Below are 18,743 nucleotides of genomic sequence, written 5' to 3' on the forward strand. Positions count from 1 at the left end.
GCGCGCGGCCTGTGCCAGGAGATGCTGCACGGGGGCGCGCTACAATGGCGCTCCATGCTGACCATTCTCGCCATCACGTCTCCCTTCTTCGCCCTGGTGCTGTGCGGCTACCTGGCCGTGCGGCGCACGCTGCTGCCGCTGGCCGCCATCGGCGGCTTGAACAGTTTTGTCCTGTACTTCGCACTGCCCTGCATGCTGTACCGCTTCGGCGCCGCCACGCCCATCGCGCAGCTGCTCGACGCCAGCGTGTTCGGCGTCTACCTGCTATGCGCGCTGATCATGGTGGGTGTCACCACGGCCATGACGCTGAGCCACCGCATCGACTGGAACAACGCCGCCTTCGGTGCGCTGGTGGCGGCCTTCCCGAACACGGGCTTCATGGGCGTACCCCTGCTATTGACCTTGCTCGGGCCCCGTTCCTCGGGCCCCGTCATCGTCACCATCGTCGTCGACCTGTTGATTACCAGTTCGCTGTGCATCGCCCTGTCGCGCATCGGTAGCGGCGGCGCGCACGGCAGCCGTGCCGCCGTCATCAACGCCATGAAGGGCATGGCGGGCAACCCCATGCCATGGGCGATCGTGCTGGGTGCCTTGACGTCGTGGCAGGCACTGGCCTTGCCGAAGCCTTTGACGCAGACGGTGGGCCTGCTGGCCGACGCCGCCTCGCCGGTGGCCCTGTTTACCATCGGCGCCGTGCTGGCCCGTTCGCAGATGAGCACGAACGACCCGGCGCCGATGAAAGAGTATGTGCCCGTGGCGCTGAAAAAACTGCTGCTGCATCCGCTGCTGGTGTGGGGCATCGGCCACGCGGCCATCTGGCTCGGCGCGCCGCTCGATCCGTTCGCGCTCACCTGCATGGTGCTGGTGGCTTGCCTGCCCAGCGCCAGCAACGTCTCGCTGCTGTCGGAACGTTTTGGGGCAAACACGGCGCGCATCGCCCGCATCATTTTAGTGTCGACGGCGCTGTCGTTTTTGACGTTTTCGGCGGCCGTCAGCTGGCTGGCTTGACGTTGGCGGCGATCAGCGCGCCCAAGGCCTGCGCCGCGCCGGGTTGATGCTCCAGCGCCAGGCCGTGTGCCATGCGGGCCTGGTCTTGCAGGCTGCGGTTCTGCCCCAGCTTCCATTTTCCCGTGATGCGCGTGAGGGGGATTTCGATGCCGACGATGGCTTTCAACAGCTTGTCGATATAGTCGGCCGGCGCATCGCTCACCCGCCACGGCGCGGCTTGATCTGCCTCATGGCGCGCCGTCAGCCGCTCCACCAATCCCAGCAGCCATGCCGCGTCGTCGATGGCGCGCAGGGGACCGTGCGCGTGCACCACCGCATAGTTGAAGGTGGGGACTTCCTTGCCGCTGCGCTGCTTTTCCAGATACCAGGCGGGCGTGATGTAGGCGTGCGGCCCCTGGAAGATCACCATGCAGTCATCGTCCCCGCCGGCCGCGCGCCACAGCGGGTTGGCGCGCGCCACGTGGGCGCGCAGGATGCCGAATGGGGCGTCAAGCGTGGGCGCGGCGATCTCGAACGGCAGATGGTCGGCGCACAGGCCATCGGCGCCGTGGCGCACCAGCGCGCCCAGCGGATGCGCGTCGATCAGGCCATGCAGCACGTCGAGGCGTTCTTCGCGGAAGCTGGCGGGCGTGTACATCTAGGCGACCCCTTCCACGACCACGTCGGCCGTCAGCGAATTGGCGATGTAGCAGCGCTCGTGCGCGTCGTGGTGCAGGCTGGCCAATGCCTCGGGCGTGGGCGATGTTCCCGCGAAGGAGATGCGTGGGTGCAGCACGATACGCGTCATGGCCGGGCGGCCCGCAGCATTTTTTCCCAGCTCGCCGACGGCCTCGTCGCGGTAGTCGTCGATGACGTAGCCGCGCTGCGCTGCCAGCGACAGGAAGAACAGCATGTGGCAGCTCGACGTGGCGGCCACCAGCGCTTCTTCCGGATCGATATTTTCCGCCACGGACATGGGCAGCGGCACGGACAGGGGCGACGACGAGGCGGGCACGCGCAAGCCGCCGTCGAACTGCCATGCATGGCCACGGCTGTAGCGCTGGCCGGCGAAATCCTGGCCGTCGCGCTGCCAGGCCACGGTGGCGAAAAACTGATGCATGGGTGCTCCACGGGAGTAAGAGGGATGCGTCATCTTAGCGCCAGTCTTGGCTATTTAAAACAGCCAATAAGTGCTATCTTGAAGCTACCAATTTGAAGATGCCCCATGCCCATGTCTGCCACGCACCTGAACCAGATCATCGCCGCCTTGCCGCTGCAGCGCGGCGCCACCGAGCCGCTGTTTCGCCAGCTGTATGCGGCCATCAAGGCCGCCATCCTCGATGGCCGCATGAGTCCCGGCATGCAGTTGCCGCCCACGCGCGACTTTTGCCGCCTGCTGGCCGTGTCGCGCCAGACGGTGCTCAATGCGTATGCGCTGCTGGTGGCCGAAGGCTATCTCGATGGCGCCGTGGGGCGCGGCACCTTTGTCAGTCGCGACGTTCCCTTGTCCGTACCCATGGCCGCGCCGGCCGGCAAGATGGATGCGCCTGGCCTGCTGCGGCCGCTGTCGGCACGCGGGCAGGGCGTGGTGGCGGCCATGCGCCAGGTGGCGTTCCACCGGGGCCCGCTGCGCGCTTTCCGCGTCGGCATGCCGCGCATCGACCACTTCCCGTTCGACGTGTGGAACCGCCTGGAAGCGCGGCGCTGGCGCCGCCCCGACCACCAGTTCGGCTACAGCGACCCGGCCGGCTACCTGCCGCTGCGCGAGCTGCTGTGCGTGTACCTGAAGGCCTCGCGCGGCGTCCAGTGCACGCCGCAGCAGATCGTCATCACCTCCGGTTCGCAGCAGGCGCTGTTCATGCTCTCGACTATCTTGCTGGCACCGGGCGACGCGGCCTGGATGGAGTCTCCCGGCTACCGGGGCGCCAGCGGTCCGTTGCGCGCGGCCGGCGCGCGCGTGTTTCCCGTTCCCGTCGATGCGCAGGGACTGGACGTGGTGTATGGCGTGGCGCACTGTCCGCAGGCGAAGCTGGCCTACGTGACGCCATCGCACCAGATGCCGCTGGGCGTGAGCATGAGCCTGCCTCGCCGCCTGGCCCTGCTGGCCTGGGCCGCACACAACAAGGCGTGGCTGGTGGAAGACGATTACGACAGCGAATACCGCTACGCGGGCGCGCCGCTGGCGTCCCTGCAAAGCCTGGACCGCGATGGCTGCGTGGTCTACGTGGGTACCTTGTCGAAAGTGCTGTTCCCCGGCCTGCGCCTCGGTTATATGGTGGCGCCGCCCGCGCTGGCCGAGGCGCTGGTGCAGGCCAAGGCCGTGATGGACCGCCACACGGCCATCGTGCCGCAGATGGCGCTGGCCGACTTCATCGCCGAGGGCCACTTTGGCCGGCATATCCGCCGCACGCGCGACAGCAATGCCGAACGGCGCGACCAGCTGGTGCGCGGCTTGGCGCGCGAACTCGACGATCAGCTCGTGTGCGGCCCGGCCGACAGCGGCCTGGAACTGTGCGCGTACTTTCGCGCTGGCCATGATGAAGAAACGGTGTCGCGCGCGGGACTGGAACGGGGCATCGAACTGCGTCCGCTGGGGCACTATGCCGACCCTGACGCCGGTGCCGCCTGCGCCACGCCGCCCGGGCTGTTACTGGGCTTTGCCGCCATTCCCCCGGCAGAGATGCAGCACGGCCTGCTGGAACTGGGGCGCCTCTTGCGCGGCCGATAAACTATACTGGTGCTTGCCCGCACATGAAGAACACGACCATGACTACCATCCGCTGCTCCTGGGCCAATCCGGCCAATCCCCGCTACCTTGACTACCACGATACGGAGTGGGGTGTGCCCTGTCACGACGAGCGCCGGCTGTTCGAGATGCTGAACCTGGAAGGCGCGCAGGCTGGCCTGAGCTGGGAAACCATCCTGAACAAGCGCGACACCTACCGTGCAGCATTTGATGGCTGGGATGCGGAAAAGATCGCCGCGTATGGTCCGGACAAGGTGGCGCAGCTGCTGGCGGACCCCGGCATCGTGCGCAACCGCCTGAAGGTGGCGGCGGCCATCACGAACGCACAGGCCTACCTGCGCCTGCGCGCGCAAGGCCAGACCCTGGACAGCTTTTTGTGGGCGTATGTCGATGGCCAGCCCATCGTCAACAGCTGGCAACCGGGCGAATTCCCTGCCAAGACGGCCTTGTCCGACACATTGTCGAAAGACTTGCTCAAGCTGGGCTTCAAGTTCGTCGGCTCGACCATCGTCTACGCCTACATGCAGGGCATCGGCATGGTCAACGACCATGCGCCGACCTGCTTTTGCCGCGCGGGGCATTGATGCGCCGCGCGCTGGTCCTGCTCGACACCGATTTTGACAGCGCTCGCTTTGGGGCAGCCTGTGCGGCGCATGGCGGGCGGCGCCTGCATTACGTCGCGCTGGCGCCGCGTCCCGTCGATGCCAGCCACTTGCCCGAGCAGTGGCGCACACAGTGGCCGCTTTGCGTGCCGGGCCTGCACCGCATGGTCTCGCACGATGGCCTCGTCACGCTCGATGTGCTGATCGGCGAGCCCGATGCCTGCCTGGCGCAATTGTCGGCACGCATCGATGAAGTGCTGCTAGCCTGGGTACCCGCCGCCGTGGCGGTGCTGGCGCGCCTGATGGTCGATGGCGGCCAGCTGCATGCGGTGCACCTGGACGAGGCGCAGCGCGCGGAGTTGCAAAAGAATGGTTTTGTTTTCGACGAGAGCCGATCGCGCGCCGTGTTTTATGCGCGGCGCGCAGAACACGTGGCTGCCGTGGCGCCCGAACGGCGCGCCATCGTCATCGGCGCGGGCGTGGCCGGCGCGGCCGCCTGCGAACGGCTGGCCGCGCGCGGCTGGAAGGTGACCCTGATCGAGCGCCACGCGCAGCCGGCCAGTGAGGCGTCGGGCAACCTGGCCGGCATCTTCATGCCGCTGATGTCGAAGGATGACAATATCCCCACGCGGCTGGTGCGCGCCGCCTACCTGTATTCGCTGAATCGCTGGAAAGACCTGGGCGGCATCGGCGCCGCCATCGAGGGTGTGCAGAGCGGCGTGCTGCACCTGGCGCGCGACGGCGCGCATGCGCAGGTGCAGCGGCAGATCGCCGCCAGCGGCCTGTATCCGCGCGAATTCGCCCGCTGGCTGGAAGCGCCCGAGGCGAGCGCCATGCTGGGCGCACCGGCGCCCGATGGCGGCTGGTGGTTCGCACAGGGTGGCTGGGCGCGCCCGTCTTCCGTCTGCGCGGCCATGCTGGACGCTTGCGGCGGCTTGCTCACGCGGTGCTTTTCCAGCAGCGCCCTGCGACTGGAGCGTGGCGATCAGGAGTGGCTGGTGCGCGATGCGGACGGCGCCCTGATCGCGGCGGCGCCCAACGTCATCCTGGCGGCGGGCACGGGTGCCGTCGATTTTGAGCAGGCGGCCGGCCTGCCGCTGGATGCCGTGCGCGGCCAGGTCACGCACCTGGCCGAAGGCAGTCTGCCCTCCTTGCCGTTCGTCGTCTGCCGCGAAGCCTACATGACGCCGGCATACCAGGGCGTCGTGTGTGTGGGCGCGACCTATGCTGCCGATGCAGACAGCAGCCTGCGCATGGATAGTCAGCACGACAATATCGCGAAGATCGCCGACATCCTTGATGTGGCTCCGTTCGACGCGCCGCTGGCCGGGCGCACGGGCTTTCGCTGCATGGCGCCGGACCGCCTGCCGCTGGCGGGCGCCTTGCCCGATCCCGGCGTGCCAGGCCGCTGCGAGCGCCTGCGCGACGTGCCGCGCTGGCCCGGCCTGTTTGGCTTGCTGGGGTACGCTTCGCGCGGCCTTATCTGGGCGCCGCTGGCGGCCGAGCTGCTGGCTTGCCAGCTGGAGGGGGAGCCGTTGCCGCTGGAGCGCCAACTGGCAGAGGCGCTTGATCCTGCCCGTTTCTTGCTGCGCGAGCGCCGCCGGAACGCCTGAAAAAGCCCATGGCGTTGTTGTCGTGCCTCGCCGTACATTCGTACTGTCTTCGGCACTCCGCCTAGCCCTGGGCATTTTCAGACGCTCCACACCTCGATTCTCCCATATACGTTTTTCAGCTTTCCAAACTCTTTTTAATTTGTTTTCCGAACAACATAAGTTCGCTACAGTGGACTCGTGCTGGTTTTTGACGACGGAATAAAGAGGTGGAACGATGGCTGCTGCAGAACTGATTTTCGACCCCCGCGCCGCGCACGGCGAGGCGGCCTTTGACGAAGTACTCCATCTCGCGCGCGCCCAGGCGCAGGCGCAGGGCTTGCCGTATGCGGGCATCGTTAGCGCGCAGGATGCATGGCAGCTGGTGCAGGCTGGCAAAGCCGTGCTGGTCGACGTGCGCACCAACGAGGAACGCACTTTCGTCGGCTACGTGCCCGCCTCGCTGCACGTGGCGTGGGCCACCGGCACGGCCATGAACCGCAATCCCCGTTTTACGCGCGAACTGGAAGCGAAGGCGGGCGGCAAGGATGCCGTCGTGGTGCTGCTGTGCCGCAGTGGCAAGCGCTCGGCCCTGGCCGCAGAAGCGGCCGCCAAGGTCGGTTTCACGCACGTCTTCAATATCGCGCAAGGCTTCGAGGGCGACCTCGACGCGCAGCAACAGCGTGGCCATAGCGGCGGCTGGCGCTGGCATGCGCTGCCCTGGCTGCAAGATTAAATCTCTTTCCGGGACCACCATGAACCAGCGAGCCATTCCCCCCGCCTCCCTTGCCGCGCAGCCGCAATGGGAACTGCGCCAGATCGTCGATGAATTGCGCGCCGTGCGCGCACAGTGGCGCGAAGGATTGGCCAGCAACCAGGAGTGTGGCGCGCGCGAATTCCCGTCGCGCCAGCACTTGCGCGACATCATCAAAGCCTTGTGCGCGGCCCTGTTCCCCATGCGCCTGGGCCCCCTCGACCTGCAGCAGGAGAGCGAGGATTTCTTTGTCGGCCACACGCTCGACACGACCTTGACAGGCCTGCACGAACAGGTGCGGCGCGAACTCAGTTACCAGGCGCGCCAGCACGGCTTGCAGCAGACGGTCTCCATCGAACAGCAGGCGCTGGCCATCGTGCAGCGCTTCGCCCGCGCGCTGCCGCGCATCCGCGCCCAGCTCGACACGGACGTGGCGGCCGCCTTCCATGGCGACCCGGCCGCGCACAGCGTCGATGAAGTGCTGTTGTGCTATCCGGGCATCCTGGCCATCATCCATTACCGCCTGGCGCATACCCTGTATGCACTGGGCGCGCCGCTGGTGGCGCGCATCATCGCCGAAGTGGCCCATTCGCAGACGGGCATCGACATCCACCCGGGCGCCAATATCGGCAGCAGCTTTTTCATCGACCATGGCACGGGTGTGGTGATCGGCGAGACGGCCATCATCGGCGAACGGGTGCGCATTTATCAAGCCGTCACCCTGGGCGCCAAGCGCTTTCCCGCCGGCGCCGACGGTGTGCTGAAAAAGGGATTGGCGCGCCACCCCATCGTGCAGGACGACGTGGTCATCTACGCGGGTGCGACGATCCTGGGACGGGTGACCATCGGCCAGGGTTCCGTCATCGGCGGCAATGTCTGGCTGACCCGCAGCGTGGCGCCCGGCAGCCATGTCACGCAAGCGCACAACCAGCAGGAGGCAGCCGATTTGCCGGCGCCATCGCACCCCGCTTTTGCCCACCACCCATGAGGACAGCATGTTGATCAAACAGTTTGGACTGGCCGTGCGCCAGTTGCGCGAAGGGCATGGCTGGTCGCAGGAGCGGCTGGCCGAAGCGGCCGACTTGAACCGCTCCTTCATCGGCGAAATCGAACGGGGTGCCGCCACGCCGTCGCTGCTGACGGTGGAAAAGCTGGCCGTCGCGCTGGGCGTCGGCCTGGCGGGATTGATGGCCCGCTGCGAGCCGGAGCTGGTCGATTAAAACGCCACGATGATGGCGATAGCATGTTGAGAGATCAGGGGAGACGCTTGATACTTTATTTGTTTTTCAGATAAGCATATTCACTTTTCTCATCAGGAGTAGTCATGGCAGAAGCAACAGAGAACCAGTTCGCGCTGGGCGATAACGCCGCGCGCCAGCTGGCCAATGCAAGCAAGAGCGTCCCCCAGTTATCCACGATCACGCCGCGCTGGCTGGTGCACCTGCTGCAATGGCTGCCCGTGGAAGCGGGTATCTATCGCCTCAATCGCGTGAAGAACCCGAAGGACGTGCGCGTCGCCTGCTCGCAGCGCGACGAGTCGGAACTGCCGCAAACCTTCGTCGACTACGACGACCAGCCGCGCGAGTATTTTCTCAATGCCGTCAGCACGGTGCTCGACGTGCACACGCGCGTGTCGGACCTGTACAGCAGCCCGCACGACCAGATCAAGGAGCAGCTGCGCCTGACCATCGAGACGATCAAGGAGCGCCAGGAAAGCGAACTGATCAATAATCCCGACTACGGCCTGCTGGCCAGCGTGCACGACGACCAGCGCATCTTTACGCTGACGGGCGCGCCCACGCCGGACGACCTCGACGAACTGCTGACGAAAGTGTGGAAGGAACCGGGCTTTTTCCTCGCGCACCCGCTGGCGATTGCCGCTTTTGGGCGCGAATGCACGCGCCGCGGCGTGCCGCCACCGACCGTCAGCCTGTTCGGTTCGCAGTTTTTGACCTGGCGCGGCGTGCCGCTGGTGCCGTCCGACAAACTGCCCATCGAAGACGGCAAGACGAAAATCATCCTGCTGCGCGCGGGCGAGCAGCGGCAAGGCGTGATCGGCCTGTTCCAGCCTGGCCTGGCGGGCGAGCAAAGCCCGGGCCTGTCCGTGCGCTTCATGGGCATCAACCGCCACGCGATTTCGTCCTATCTGATTTCGCTGTATTGTTCGCTGGCCGTGCTGACCGACGATGCGCTGGCCGTACTGGAAGACGTGGAGATCGGTAAATACCATGACTACCCAGACACCTACAAGTGATGGCGCGGCGGCCTTGCCCGCCGTCCCGTTTTTACCCGACGAAGCGACCCTGAACCGCCTGGCGGGCGAGTTTTTCGCGCGTTTGCCAGGCTTGGACAAATCTCCCAGCCTTGGCGGTTCCGGCAGCGTGCTCGATGCGGCACCCCGCTACGTGAACCGTCCGCCGCCGCAGCCCGGCCCTTCGTTCGCCGCCATCGCCCCCGGCGTGGCGACGGCGCAAGTGCCGCCCGTGACGGCGCCCCTGGAGTCGCCGATTGCGCCGGCGCCTGTCTCCGTGCCGACACCACGGGCATCAAGCCTTGGTGCACCGTCGCCCTACTATTTTGTCGGTGGCGCGCATGGCTATCCCGCGTCGAACGGCAAGCTCGATGGCCTGGCGCAGCAGGGGCTGGGACAGGCGCCGGCGGCACCCGGTGATTTAAGCGGGCTGTTTGCCACGCCGCAGCGCGCGCCCGCGCACCAGTTGCCGGTATCGCCAGGCAGTGGCCAGCCCGCCTTCTATTTCCAGACCGAGCTGCCCGCAGCGACGCAGCCGGGCCAACGCCAGGCGCCCGCGCCATTCGATGTGCACGCCGTGCGGCGCGATTTCCCCGTGCTGGCCGAACGGGTCAACGGCAAGCCTTTGGCGTGGTTCGATAATGCGGCCACCACGCACAAGCCGCAGTCGGTGATCGACCGGGTGTCGTATTTCTATGCGCACGAGAATTCGAACATCCATCGGGCGGCGCACGCACTGGCGGCGCGCGCCAGCGATGCCTATGAAGCGGCACGCGCCAAGGTGGCGAACTTCCTCGGCGCCGCCTCGGCCAATGAAATCATCTTCGTACGCGGCGCCACGGAAGGCATCAACCTGGTCGCCAATACCTTCGGCCGGAAGTACATCGGCAGCGGCGACGAGATCATCGTCTCGCAGCTTGAACACCACGCCAACATCGTGCCATGGCAGCAGCTGGCTGCGGAAAAGGGCGCGACTCTGCGCGTGATTCCCGTCGACGACAGCGGCCAGATCATCGTCGATGAATTCCGCAAGCTGCTTAACGGGCGTACCAAGCTGGTGTCCGTGACGCAGGTGTCGAATGCGCTGGGGACGGTGACGCCCGTGGCGCAGATCATCGCGCTGGCGCATGCGGCCGGCGTGCGCGTGCTGGTCGATGGCGCGCAAGCCGTATCGCACCTGCGCGTGGACGTGCAGGCGCTGGGTGCGGATTTTTACGTGTTTTCGGGGCATAAAGTGTTCGGCCCGACGGGCATCGGCGCCGTGTATGGCAAGGCGGACTTGCTGGAGCAATTGCCGCCGTGGCAGGGCGGCGGCAACATGATCGCCGACGTGACGTTCGAGCGCACCGTCTACCAGGGCGTGCCGAACCGTTTCGAGGCGGGCACGGGCAATATCGCCGATGCCGTGGGACTGGGCGCGGCCATCGATTATGTGCAGCGCATCGGCCTGGAGAACATCGCCGCCTACGAGCACGCGCTGCTGGAATACGCCACGCACCACCTGCAGGCGATTGCCGGCGTGCGCCTGATCGGCACGGCATTCGAGAAGGCCAGCGTGGCCTCGTTCGTGCTGGCCGGCTACGAGCCGGCGGAAGTGGGGCGCGCCCTGAACGACGAGGGCATCGCCGTGCGCTCGGGCCACCACTGCGCCCAGCCGATTTTGCGCCGCTTCGGCGTGGAAGCGACCGTGCGGCCATCGTTCGCCTTCTACAACACGTATGAGGAAATCGACCGGATGATCGCGGTGGTGCGCCGCCTGGCGGGTGCGCGCCGCTGATCTTGCCGGCTTATCAAGACTATGCCGCCCTTGCGCCAGCGGGGGCGGCATTGTTGCGTCAGGTCACGGACTTTGCGCGCGCCAGGCTGGCGTCTGCAGGCTGGCGGTATAATTTATCCTTGGCAATATTCAAGCTGCGGCTCCAAGGAGATATCCGGTGGAAAATCAACACAGCTCGCCCGAGCTTTTCCTGTTCCTGGCGTCGACCGTGCACGACATGAAAAATTCGATCAGCGTCGTCAGCGGCACGCTGGAATCCTTGCTGGCGGCCGAACAGGCGAAAGACGCGCCGCAGGCCGATCCCGCCTACCTGCAGATGGCGCAAATGCTGTACCAGACCAAGCGCCTCAACGATAACCTGATCCAGCTGCTGGCCCTGTACAAGGAAGTGGGCAAGCCCGGCTACCCGTTCGACGTGCAGCCGCAACTGGTGAGCCAGGTGGTCGACCAGGTGGTGGACCAGGAAAGGATCTTGCTGGCCTCGAAAGGCATCCGCCTGGAGACGGCTTGCCCGGCCGAGCTGATCTGGACCCTGGACGAAGACCTGGTCATCGGCGTGCTGGCGCATGCCATCAACAACGCCATCCGCTACACGAAAGACACGATCCGCCTGTCGGTGCAGGAGCACGACAATATGCTCGAGCTGCGCGTGGAAGATAATGGCGATGGCTACTCGCAGGCGCTGCTCGACGCGGGCAGCGCAGCCATGGATGGCATGGCGGCTGGCGTGAACTTTTCCACCAACAGCACGGGACTGGGTCTGTATTTCTCCAGCGAAGTGGCGAAGATGCACAAGCACCGGGGCAGTAGCGGCAGCATCGCCCTGGAAAATGGCGGCGCGCTGGGCGGCGGCTGTTTCATCCTGCGCCTGCCCTGAATGAGGATGCCATGACGACAGACAGCCACGCCACCGCCGGCGAAGCGGGCAGCACCGACTGGGCCGACAAGCATTATCTGCTGGTCGACGACTTCATCGGCATCCGCATCCTGCTGCGTGAATCCTTGCGCAACCTGGGCGCGCGCCATATCGACCAGGCGGCCAGCGGCGGCGAAGCCATGAAGCTGCTGGCCAAGACGCGCTATGACGTGGTGCTGTGCGATTACAACCTGGGCGAAGGCAAGAATGGCCAGCAGGTGCTGGAAGAGACGCGCGTGCGCAACCTGACGGCGCCGTCGAGCGTGTGGCTGATGGTGTCGGCCGAGAAAAGCGTGGAATCGGTGATGGGCGCGGCCGAGCACCAGCCCGACGCCTACCTGATCAAACCCATCACGGAAGGCGTGCTGCTGACGCGGCTGAACCGCGTGTGGCACAAGAAGCAGGTGTTTCGCGAAATCGACCAGGCCTGCATGGAAAAGGATTATTTGCGCGCGGCCAAATTGTGCGACGCGCAGATCGAGCTCAACAAGTTGCACGCGCTGGAATTGCTGCGCATGAAGGCATCCTTGCTGCTGAAAAGTGGCGAGCCGGAAAAGGCCCGCGCCGTGTATGAAAAAGTGCTGGCCGAGCGCGATTACAGCTGGGCCAGGGCGGGCCTGGGCAAGATCCGCATGAATAACGGCGAGCACGAGGCGGCGCGGCAGATCTTCCAGGGCGTGATCGTCGAAAACAAGTATTACATCGATGCCTACGATCAGATGGCCGTCGCTTACCAGCTGATGGGCCAGCACGAGGAAGCGTGCGGCGTGCTGGAAAAGGCGGCGCGCCTGTCGCCCAATTCGGTGCCGCGCCAGCGCAATCTGGGGCTGGCCGCCTTGAAAGTCGGCAATGTCAGCATGGCGGAAAAGGCTTTTCGCAAGTGTATTTCCATCGGTGAATTTTCCGTCATGAAGACGCCGGACGCTTACCTGGGCCTGGCGCGCGTGTGCGGCTTGAAGAAGGATGCCAAGGAGGCGCTGCAATGGCTGCTGCTGGCGCAGCGTGAATTCCCGCCCGAGCAGATCGGTTTGCGCGCGAAGATCACGGAAGGCATGGTGCACCACGAAACGGGCGATTACCGGCGCGCGCGCAAGTGCGGCGACGAACTCGAAGCCATGCTGCTGGAAGACCCGGCGCGGCCCGAGAAAAGCATTTGCATGGAACTGGCGACCCTGCTGTTCGCCGTCGGCGTCAAGGATGCGCCGGCCGGCCTGCTGTGCTACGTGGTCAAAAATAACCACGATAACCAGGTGGTGCAGGACGAGGTGCAAAAGATCTTCGACAAGGCGAAGATGGGCGACGAAGGCACCAGCCTGATCATCGCTGCGCGCAAGGAAGCGTCGGACTTGATGAACAAGGGCGTGCTGCTGTGGAAGACGGACAAGCTCAACGAGGCGGTCGCCTGGATGCGCGCGGCGCGCGAAAAACTGCCGAACAACCTGCGCATCCTGTTCAATTCCGCGCAAATCATCGTGTCTTTCCTGGAGCAGCGCGGTTACCAGGCGGAATTGGCGGCCGAAGCCATGGAAGTGTTGTTGTATGTAGACAAAATCGCACCGGGACAGCAGCGCTTTGCGCAATTGATGGAGCAACTGGTGCAGCTGACGCCGCCGCCCGGGCCGGAACCGGCCGTCGAAGTGCCGGAAAAAGCGCCGCCGGCGCCGGAAAAAGGGGGAAAATCCGTGCGCGAGCGTGCCGGATGATAAACTAGGGGCCAGCGTGGGTTCGCCCGTGCTTGAGTTGCTTTACAACAATAAGGAAGAAACTATGCGTGATGTGGTCAATGAAGTGTACAAAAAAATGAAGGTCGGCAGTATTGCCTGGGTACGCCCGGTCGCCGCCAAGGGAGACACGCTGGAAACATTCCAGTCTTCGTACGAGCACGCCAAGGCGCTGGCCGACGAAGGCCTGATCACGATCGGTGACGTAAAACGCCAGGCCGACAACATGATCGAGGCGATCCGCATTCATCGTATCGCCTGATCATATCGCCGGCTTGACGCGTCAGGCCTTGCCTGGCGCTTTAGCCTTGGGCGCTGCGCGTTTCGCGGGCGCCTTGCGCAGCGGGGCCTTGGCCTTGGCTGCCGTGCCTGCTTCTGCCGGCTTGGCGGACTTGCTGGCCGCTGGCTTGGCCTTGGCGCCACCGCCGAAACTGGCCGCTGCCGCACTGGCAGCATCGGGCGACATCGCCGTCGACACGGCCTGCTTGAACTGATCTTGTAACAAATTCCACCAAGCACTTGGATTGGCCAACTGGGCTGCTGCCTGGTTGCCGGCATCGTCGGGCGCCGCCGCAGCGGGTTCCGGCGCGGGTGCAGGTGCGGGCGCCGGTTTCGGTGCAGGCGCTGGCGCCGCAGGTGCTGCCTGCTGGAAAAACGCGGAAGCGTAGGGCACCGATTCAAAGACGGTTTTCTCGCTGGCACCGGGCTGGGTGATGGCCGCCGCCAGCGAAGCACCCATCGATTTCAGGGTGGCGATGGTGCCGCGCTGTACTTCCAGCGCCTGGATACTGCCGCGCAGCATGCTGGTATTGAGGTTCAGCCATGCTTCGACGGCTTTCAGGTCGCTGATTTTCTTGTCCAGCTCTTCCACCGACATGGTGGGCGCCGTGATGCCGGGCATGCCCATGCCGGGCACGCTCATGCTGCCCCACAGGTTCTTGACGAAGTCGAGGGTATCGGTCACAACTGCTGCGCCCGGTATTTGGGGCATTTGCGGATTTGCCATGCGAAATCTCCTGGTAGGTGGATGGCCCTAGCGTAGCAGATATCAGCTTGCAACTGACGCAACGCTGCCAACATTTTCTTACATAAAACATCAGGAGTGGAGCGCGGGCAAGAAGCGGGAAGTGGGGTGGAAGCGTTACACTACGGCCTATGATGCCCGACTCCTTCTTTTCGCCACCGCGCCGCCGTACCGTCATCTTTGTCGCGGTCATCGGCGTACTGCATTACGTGGCGCTGGAGTGGCTCACCTCGCATGCCCGCATGGTGCCGCTGGGGCAGAATCATGCGCAGGTGGTCAGCATGGCCTTGATCGCCGAGCCGCCCAGGCCCCTGCCAGTGGTGCCACCGCCGCCGCCCGAGCTCCCCATGCCCAAGCCCAAGCCCAGGCCGCTGCCCCCGCCGCCGCCGACGGAGCTGGCGTCGAGCGAAGCGCCCCAGTGGACGGCGCCTGCCAGCGACGTGCCGGAAGGCCCCGCCACTTCCGAGTCGGCCGCAGTGGCTGCCCCGGTCATCACGGCGCCCGCGCCCGCCGTGGCGGCCGCACCCGCGCCAGCTGCCGCGCCGCCACCACCGGCCGTCGAGCAGGCACGGCACTACAAAACGAATGTACCTGCCTCGGCCCAGTTCGACTTGCATGTGGACCGGCGCGATGCCGATGGCACCAAGTGGCAGGGCGTGGCCGCCATGGCGTGGGAAAACCGGGGCGATACGTATCAGCTGAAACTGGAAGTGGGCTTGAGCATGCTGATCACGCGCATCAACCTGCTGGTGCTGACCAGCGAAGGCGTGATTGACGGCAGCGGTATCGTGCCCGTCACGGCCACGGAGAAACGCAAGGGCCGCGCGCAAACGGCCACGCATTTCAAGCGCGACGCCAAGGCCATCACGTTTTCGGCCACGACGGCCACGGTTCCATGGCAGGAGGGGGCGCAGGACAAGGCCACGGTGCCGTTCCAGCTGGCCGCCATCGGCCGCGCCGACGTCAACCAGCTGGCCGGCAATATCGATATCCTCGTCGGCGAGGAAAAGGAAGCAACCGTGTTCCGCTTCCAGCTGGTGGGCGAGGAAGAGCTCGATACCAAAATGGGCCGTCTGGTGACCTGGCATCTGCGCCGGCCACCGAAGCCCGGCACCTATTCGTCGCAGCTCGATATCTGGCTGGCGCCGTCCATGCAATGGTATCCGGTACAAATACGCAATACCGAGGCGAGCGGGGCTTTGACCACGCAAACCGTGACCCAAATTCGCGTCAATGACGCTACAGGAAAATAAATGATGACTTTGACTACTTTAAAACGCGTGGTGCTGGCCAGCTTGCTGGCCGCCACTCTGACTCCCGCCATGGCCGACGCGCCGGTGGAGCATCCCGTCATCAAGCGCCCGTACAAGCTGGCGCCATCGGCAGACCTCGTCTATTCGATCAAGGCCAAACAGCGCGGCATCGGACTGTCCGGCGAATCGGTCAGCAACTGGCGCGTGGGCGATGGCAAGTATTCGCTGCTGGCTGAAACCAAGGCGGCCCTGTTCGGCAAGATTCTGGAGCAGCGCAGCGAAGGCGCGGTCGACGATTACGGTCTGGCGCCGGCTCAATTCGTGGAAAAACGTTTCCGTAAGGAAGCCGCCACCACCACGTTCAAGCGCGACAGCAAGACCATCGTCTTCAGCGAGGGCGATGACAGCTATCCGCTGAAAGGCGGCGAACAGGACCGCAACAGTACCGTCTGGCAACTGGTCAGCGTGGCGCGCGCCACGCCCGAGAAATTCACGCCCGGTTCGGAATGGAGCTTCTTCGTGGCCGGTCGCCACGACGCCGAGCCGTGGACCTTCAAGGTCGTCAAGGATGACAAGGTCGCCACCGGTCTGGGCGAAGTGGCTGCCATCCACCTGGTCAAGGCGCCGCCGCCGGACAAGAAGGGCCAGCAAGTGGACCTGTGGCTGGCGCCGTCGCTGGAATGGTATCCCGTGAAGGTAACGTTTGCCGATGAAGACGGTGATTATGTCGAGCAAACCTTGCAAAAGATCGTCAAGAAGTAAGCGCTTGCTAATGGTTTTTGCATCAAGTTGCCAACCCGGATGCAAAAACTGGGGTCGGACCCTCAGGGTCCGACCCCGGCCCTTTGCCGTTGGGGTTTTCGTCAATACAACACTCGGCAACCTGGCTGCCCGCTGGCTGTCCTCCCACGCGCTAAATTGCATGTCAGAACTGATATACTGACGCCCCCGCCCCGCAGCGCTGCGTTAGCCCGCTGCGCCGCCCGCTGAACACTCATCCGGAAAAGAATGATTGATATAATGGCAAGTGCAGCCGTGGCTACGGATGCACATCAGACAGAGCAAGAGCATCACGATTCCTTGCAGGCGCATTTCCAGCCCAATATTTCGGCCGATGAAATTGAGCAAGTTTTTCACTTGAAGCGGGCGCAGCCTTTGCTGCAAGTGTTTACGGCCCTGTTCCATGGCGGTTTCGATGGCGTGCTGGTGCGTCTGCTGGTGTTGCGCGAGCTGGCGTCCGATGCGGCCACGTCCGCCTATACGCGCGCCGATATCAACACCAAGCTGGCCTATTTATTGCCGGAAAGTCTGGAAACGGTCTTGCTGCGCCTGCGCTCGAACCAGTTGCTGGCCTGGGATGCGCAGCAGGGCGTGTACCGCGTGACGCCCATGGCGCGCAATGTGCTGTCCGCTATCGACAGCCTGCTGGGCCTGGGCCAGACGGAAGACGAAGCGGAAATGGGCTTTTTGCTGTCGCAGGTGGCCGGTGCGCAAGCCGTGGGCGGCGTATCCGTTGAACAACTCCAGCATTTGCTGGGGCGCCTGGTGGACTTGACGGAAGAGTTCTCCGACGCGATTGCCTCCGGTTCCGAATTCCGGCTGCGCACGGCGCAGGCGAAGTGGAACATGGCGTGCGACTGGGTCGAGAAGGGTTCCGAGATTCTCGTGGCCATCACGTCCGATGAAAACGCGGACAGCGCCACGCACAAGGCGGCGCAGGCCATCGGCCGCGCGCAAAGTAAATTGTTGAACATGCAAGGCATGTTTTCGCGCGCGCTGAACCAGATCGAGCGCCAGCGCGTGCACCTGGGCCAGTCGGGCCTGTCGACCACGGACATCAAGCGCTGGCTCTTGCTGCATGAAGACCTGGCCAGCTTGGCCGAGGGCGCCATCGACCAGCCTGTCGTGCCCCTGTTCAGCACGCCGGCCGAGATGATCGACGTGGCCGAAACGGAACTGCTGTCCGAACGGGCGGCAGGTGTCATCAACACGGGCCTGCCCAGCGGAGAGGACGCGCCCACCACCATCAGCGACGGTCCCGCCATGCAGCTTGAACTCGATGACTTGCTCGAACGCCTGTCGAATTTTGCCAGCCTGGGCAATTTCCCCAGCATCGGCGAAGAGGGGCCGAAAAGCGTGCCCGTGCAGGATTCGCTGCTGCCGGCCAGCTTTGCCGTGGCCTCGTACCGCGCCTCGATGCTGCCGCTCCTGGGCGATGTGTCCGAAGCGAGCTTGCAAGGCTCGACGGCCGAACTGGCCCGTTTGCCGATCACCTTTACACCGACCGACGAGATGGTCCAACTGACCGACCCCCACGTGGCGGCCATGTCGATCGCCTCGCTTTCACTGAATGTTTCACTTGATTTAGATAGCGGCACTGCCGATGAATGACGATTCCCAAATCCTGATTGCGCGCCTGCTCACGCATCAAACCCTGCGCCGCGACGACAAGCTCGTCAAGCGCGTGCTGTCCGACGAGCTGTTCCGTGCCGAGATCGATGCGCGCCTGCTGGCCTGCGGCCTGAAGCTGCTCGACAACGTGTATGCCGACCACGTGACTTTGGCCCTGACGCGCACCATCGAGCCGAAGATTTTCGGCGCGCGCGACGTCTGGCAAAACAATAATTTCGGCCTGGCGCGCGATGGCGTGGCCTTGCTGGTGGTGCTGTGGGCGCAGATCATCCTGCCCAAGCGCGAACGCCAGGAAACGCATCAGCACGCCGATGACGATCAAAATGATATGTTCGGCACGGAAAAACCGCTGCCGCGCGCGGAAGACGCGTCGATCGGCATTTCCTACAAGGCGCTGCTGTCGGACTTCGGCGACAAGCTGGGCAAGAAAACGCGCATGGACATGAACCTGGGCACCCTGGCCAAGCTGGGCTTCATCGAGCGGCGCGGCGACTTCATCCTCGAAGGCCCGCTGCTGGACCTGATGATGGATACCGACGTGCTCAAGGAACGCATCATCAACGGCGCCCTGGCCGACGTGTTCAAGCGCGCGCCCGCGCGCCTGGTGGCTGTCGATCCTGACGCCGACCTGGCAGACGACCTGTCCGCCGAGATCGGCGACTTGCCCGACGCCGGTGACGCCGATTCGTCCGACCTCCCTCACTGAAAGCG

19 protein-coding genes are annotated in these 18,743 nt (G+C 64.7%); 16 read left to right on the plus strand and 3 right to left on the minus strand.

The window, feature by feature from the left end:
- Positions 1-54: 54 nt before the first annotated feature.
- Complete coding sequence (locus ACP7EG_RS10450) at positions 55-1,008, plus strand: AEC family transporter (protein ID WP_426087533.1); 954 nt, start codon at positions 55-57, stop codon at positions 1,006-1,008.
- On the opposite strand, the gene ACP7EG_RS10455 is transcribed toward ACP7EG_RS10450, so the two are convergent.
- Together ACP7EG_RS10455 and ACP7EG_RS10460 are read right to left on the minus strand one after the other, a co-directional pair.
- Positions 992-1,645, minus strand: a complete 654-nt coding sequence (locus tag ACP7EG_RS10455) for an FMN-binding negative transcriptional regulator (RefSeq protein WP_426087534.1) — start codon at positions 1,643-1,645, stop codon at positions 992-994. The genes ACP7EG_RS10450 and ACP7EG_RS10455 overlap by 17 nt on opposite strands.
- On the minus strand, positions 1,646-2,107 hold the full coding sequence (locus tag ACP7EG_RS10460; protein WP_426087535.1) for an OsmC family protein: 462 nt from the start codon (positions 2,105-2,107) through the stop codon (positions 1,646-1,648). It lies immediately after the preceding gene.
- A gap of 105 nt (positions 2,108-2,212) precedes the next feature.
- Here ACP7EG_RS10460 and ACP7EG_RS10465 point away from each other — a divergent pair, with 105 nt between their 5' ends.
- From ACP7EG_RS10465 to ACP7EG_RS10515, 11 genes are all read left to right on the plus strand, one after another.
- The gene (locus ACP7EG_RS10465; protein WP_426087536.1) at positions 2,213-3,715 is read left to right on the plus strand and encodes a PLP-dependent aminotransferase family protein; all 1,503 of its coding nucleotides are present in this window, start codon (positions 2,213-2,215) and stop codon (positions 3,713-3,715) included.
- A 38-nt stretch (positions 3,716-3,753) separates the two neighbouring features.
- The gene (locus ACP7EG_RS10470; protein WP_426087537.1) at positions 3,754-4,317 is read left to right on the plus strand and encodes a DNA-3-methyladenine glycosylase I; all 564 of its coding nucleotides are present in this window, start codon (positions 3,754-3,756) and stop codon (positions 4,315-4,317) included.
- Positions 4,317-5,948: an FAD-dependent 5-carboxymethylaminomethyl-2-thiouridine(34) oxidoreductase MnmC gene (mnmC, locus tag ACP7EG_RS10475; RefSeq protein WP_426087538.1), complete on the plus strand. Its 1,632-nt coding sequence runs from the start codon at positions 4,317-4,319 to the stop codon at positions 5,946-5,948. Before ACP7EG_RS10470 ends, mnmC begins: the two co-directional genes overlap by 1 nt.
- A gap of 214 nt (positions 5,949-6,162) precedes the next feature.
- A complete protein-coding gene (locus tag ACP7EG_RS10480; protein ID WP_426087539.1) occupies positions 6,163-6,660 on the plus strand; it encodes a rhodanese-like domain-containing protein in 498 nt (165 codons plus the stop codon).
- Positions 6,661-6,679: 19 nt separating this feature from the next.
- Positions 6,680-7,666, plus strand: coding sequence for a serine O-acetyltransferase EpsC (gene epsC, locus ACP7EG_RS10485; RefSeq protein WP_426087540.1), 987 nt, complete (start codon positions 6,680-6,682; stop codon positions 7,664-7,666).
- A 7-nt stretch (positions 7,667-7,673) separates the two neighbouring features.
- On the plus strand, positions 7,674-7,898 hold the full coding sequence (locus ACP7EG_RS10490; RefSeq protein WP_070305409.1) for a helix-turn-helix domain-containing protein: 225 nt from the start codon (positions 7,674-7,676) through the stop codon (positions 7,896-7,898).
- A gap of 104 nt (positions 7,899-8,002) precedes the next feature.
- Entirely contained in the window at positions 8,003-8,932 is a 930-nt protein-coding gene (locus ACP7EG_RS10495) for a family 2A encapsulin nanocompartment shell protein (protein ID WP_034784363.1), read from the plus strand.
- Positions 8,907-10,706 (plus strand): family 2A encapsulin nanocompartment cargo protein cysteine desulfurase, encoded by a 1,800-nt coding sequence (locus tag ACP7EG_RS10500; protein WP_426087541.1) that lies wholly within the window; start codon positions 8,907-8,909, stop codon positions 10,704-10,706. Before ACP7EG_RS10495 ends, ACP7EG_RS10500 begins: the two co-directional genes overlap by 26 nt.
- 157 nt (positions 10,707-10,863) lie before the next feature.
- Positions 10,864-11,583 carry a sensor histidine kinase gene (locus tag ACP7EG_RS10505; protein WP_426087542.1) on the plus strand — a complete coding sequence of 240 codons (720 nt, stop codon included), beginning with the start codon at positions 10,864-10,866 and terminating at the stop codon, positions 11,581-11,583.
- An 11-nt stretch (positions 11,584-11,594) separates the two neighbouring features.
- Positions 11,595-13,325 carry a response regulator gene (locus ACP7EG_RS10510; protein WP_426087543.1) on the plus strand — a complete coding sequence of 577 codons (1,731 nt, stop codon included), beginning with the start codon at positions 11,595-11,597 and terminating at the stop codon, positions 13,323-13,325.
- 64 nt (positions 13,326-13,389) lie between these two features.
- A complete protein-coding gene (locus ACP7EG_RS10515) occupies positions 13,390-13,605 on the plus strand; it encodes a hypothetical protein (RefSeq protein WP_010394693.1) in 216 nt (71 codons plus the stop codon).
- 21 nt (positions 13,606-13,626) lie between these two features.
- On the opposite strand, the gene ACP7EG_RS10520 is transcribed toward ACP7EG_RS10515, so the two are convergent.
- Positions 13,627-14,349, minus strand: coding sequence for a PhaM family polyhydroxyalkanoate granule multifunctional regulatory protein (locus ACP7EG_RS10520; RefSeq protein WP_071079668.1), 723 nt, complete (start codon positions 14,347-14,349; stop codon positions 13,627-13,629).
- Between the two features lie 149 nt (positions 14,350-14,498).
- Here ACP7EG_RS10520 and ACP7EG_RS10525 point away from each other — a divergent pair, with 149 nt between their 5' ends.
- The 4 genes from ACP7EG_RS10525 to ACP7EG_RS10540 all read left to right on the plus strand — a co-directional run bounded on the left by ACP7EG_RS10525 (position 14,499) and on the right by ACP7EG_RS10540 (position 18,738).
- Positions 14,499-15,620, plus strand: a complete 1,122-nt coding sequence (locus ACP7EG_RS10525) for a DUF3108 domain-containing protein (RefSeq protein WP_426087544.1) — start codon at positions 14,499-14,501, stop codon at positions 15,618-15,620.
- Positions 15,621-16,382: a DUF3108 domain-containing protein gene (locus ACP7EG_RS10530; RefSeq protein ID WP_426087545.1), complete on the plus strand. Its 762-nt coding sequence runs from the start codon at positions 15,621-15,623 to the stop codon at positions 16,380-16,382.
- A 258-nt stretch (positions 16,383-16,640) separates the two neighbouring features.
- A complete protein-coding gene (locus ACP7EG_RS10535; protein ID WP_096233629.1) occupies positions 16,641-18,011 on the plus strand; it encodes a hypothetical protein in 1,371 nt (456 codons plus the stop codon).
- Positions 18,004-18,738 carry a hypothetical protein gene (locus ACP7EG_RS10540; protein ID WP_141171573.1) on the plus strand — a complete coding sequence of 245 codons (735 nt, stop codon included), beginning with the start codon at positions 18,004-18,006 and terminating at the stop codon, positions 18,736-18,738. Before ACP7EG_RS10535 ends, ACP7EG_RS10540 begins: the two co-directional genes overlap by 8 nt.
- The last annotated feature ends 5 nt before the right edge of the window (positions 18,739-18,743 follow it).

Source organism: Janthinobacterium sp. PSPC1-1, from assembly GCF_049897625.1.
GTDB lineage: Bacteria > Pseudomonadota > Gammaproteobacteria > Burkholderiales > Burkholderiaceae_D > Janthinobacterium > Janthinobacterium tructae.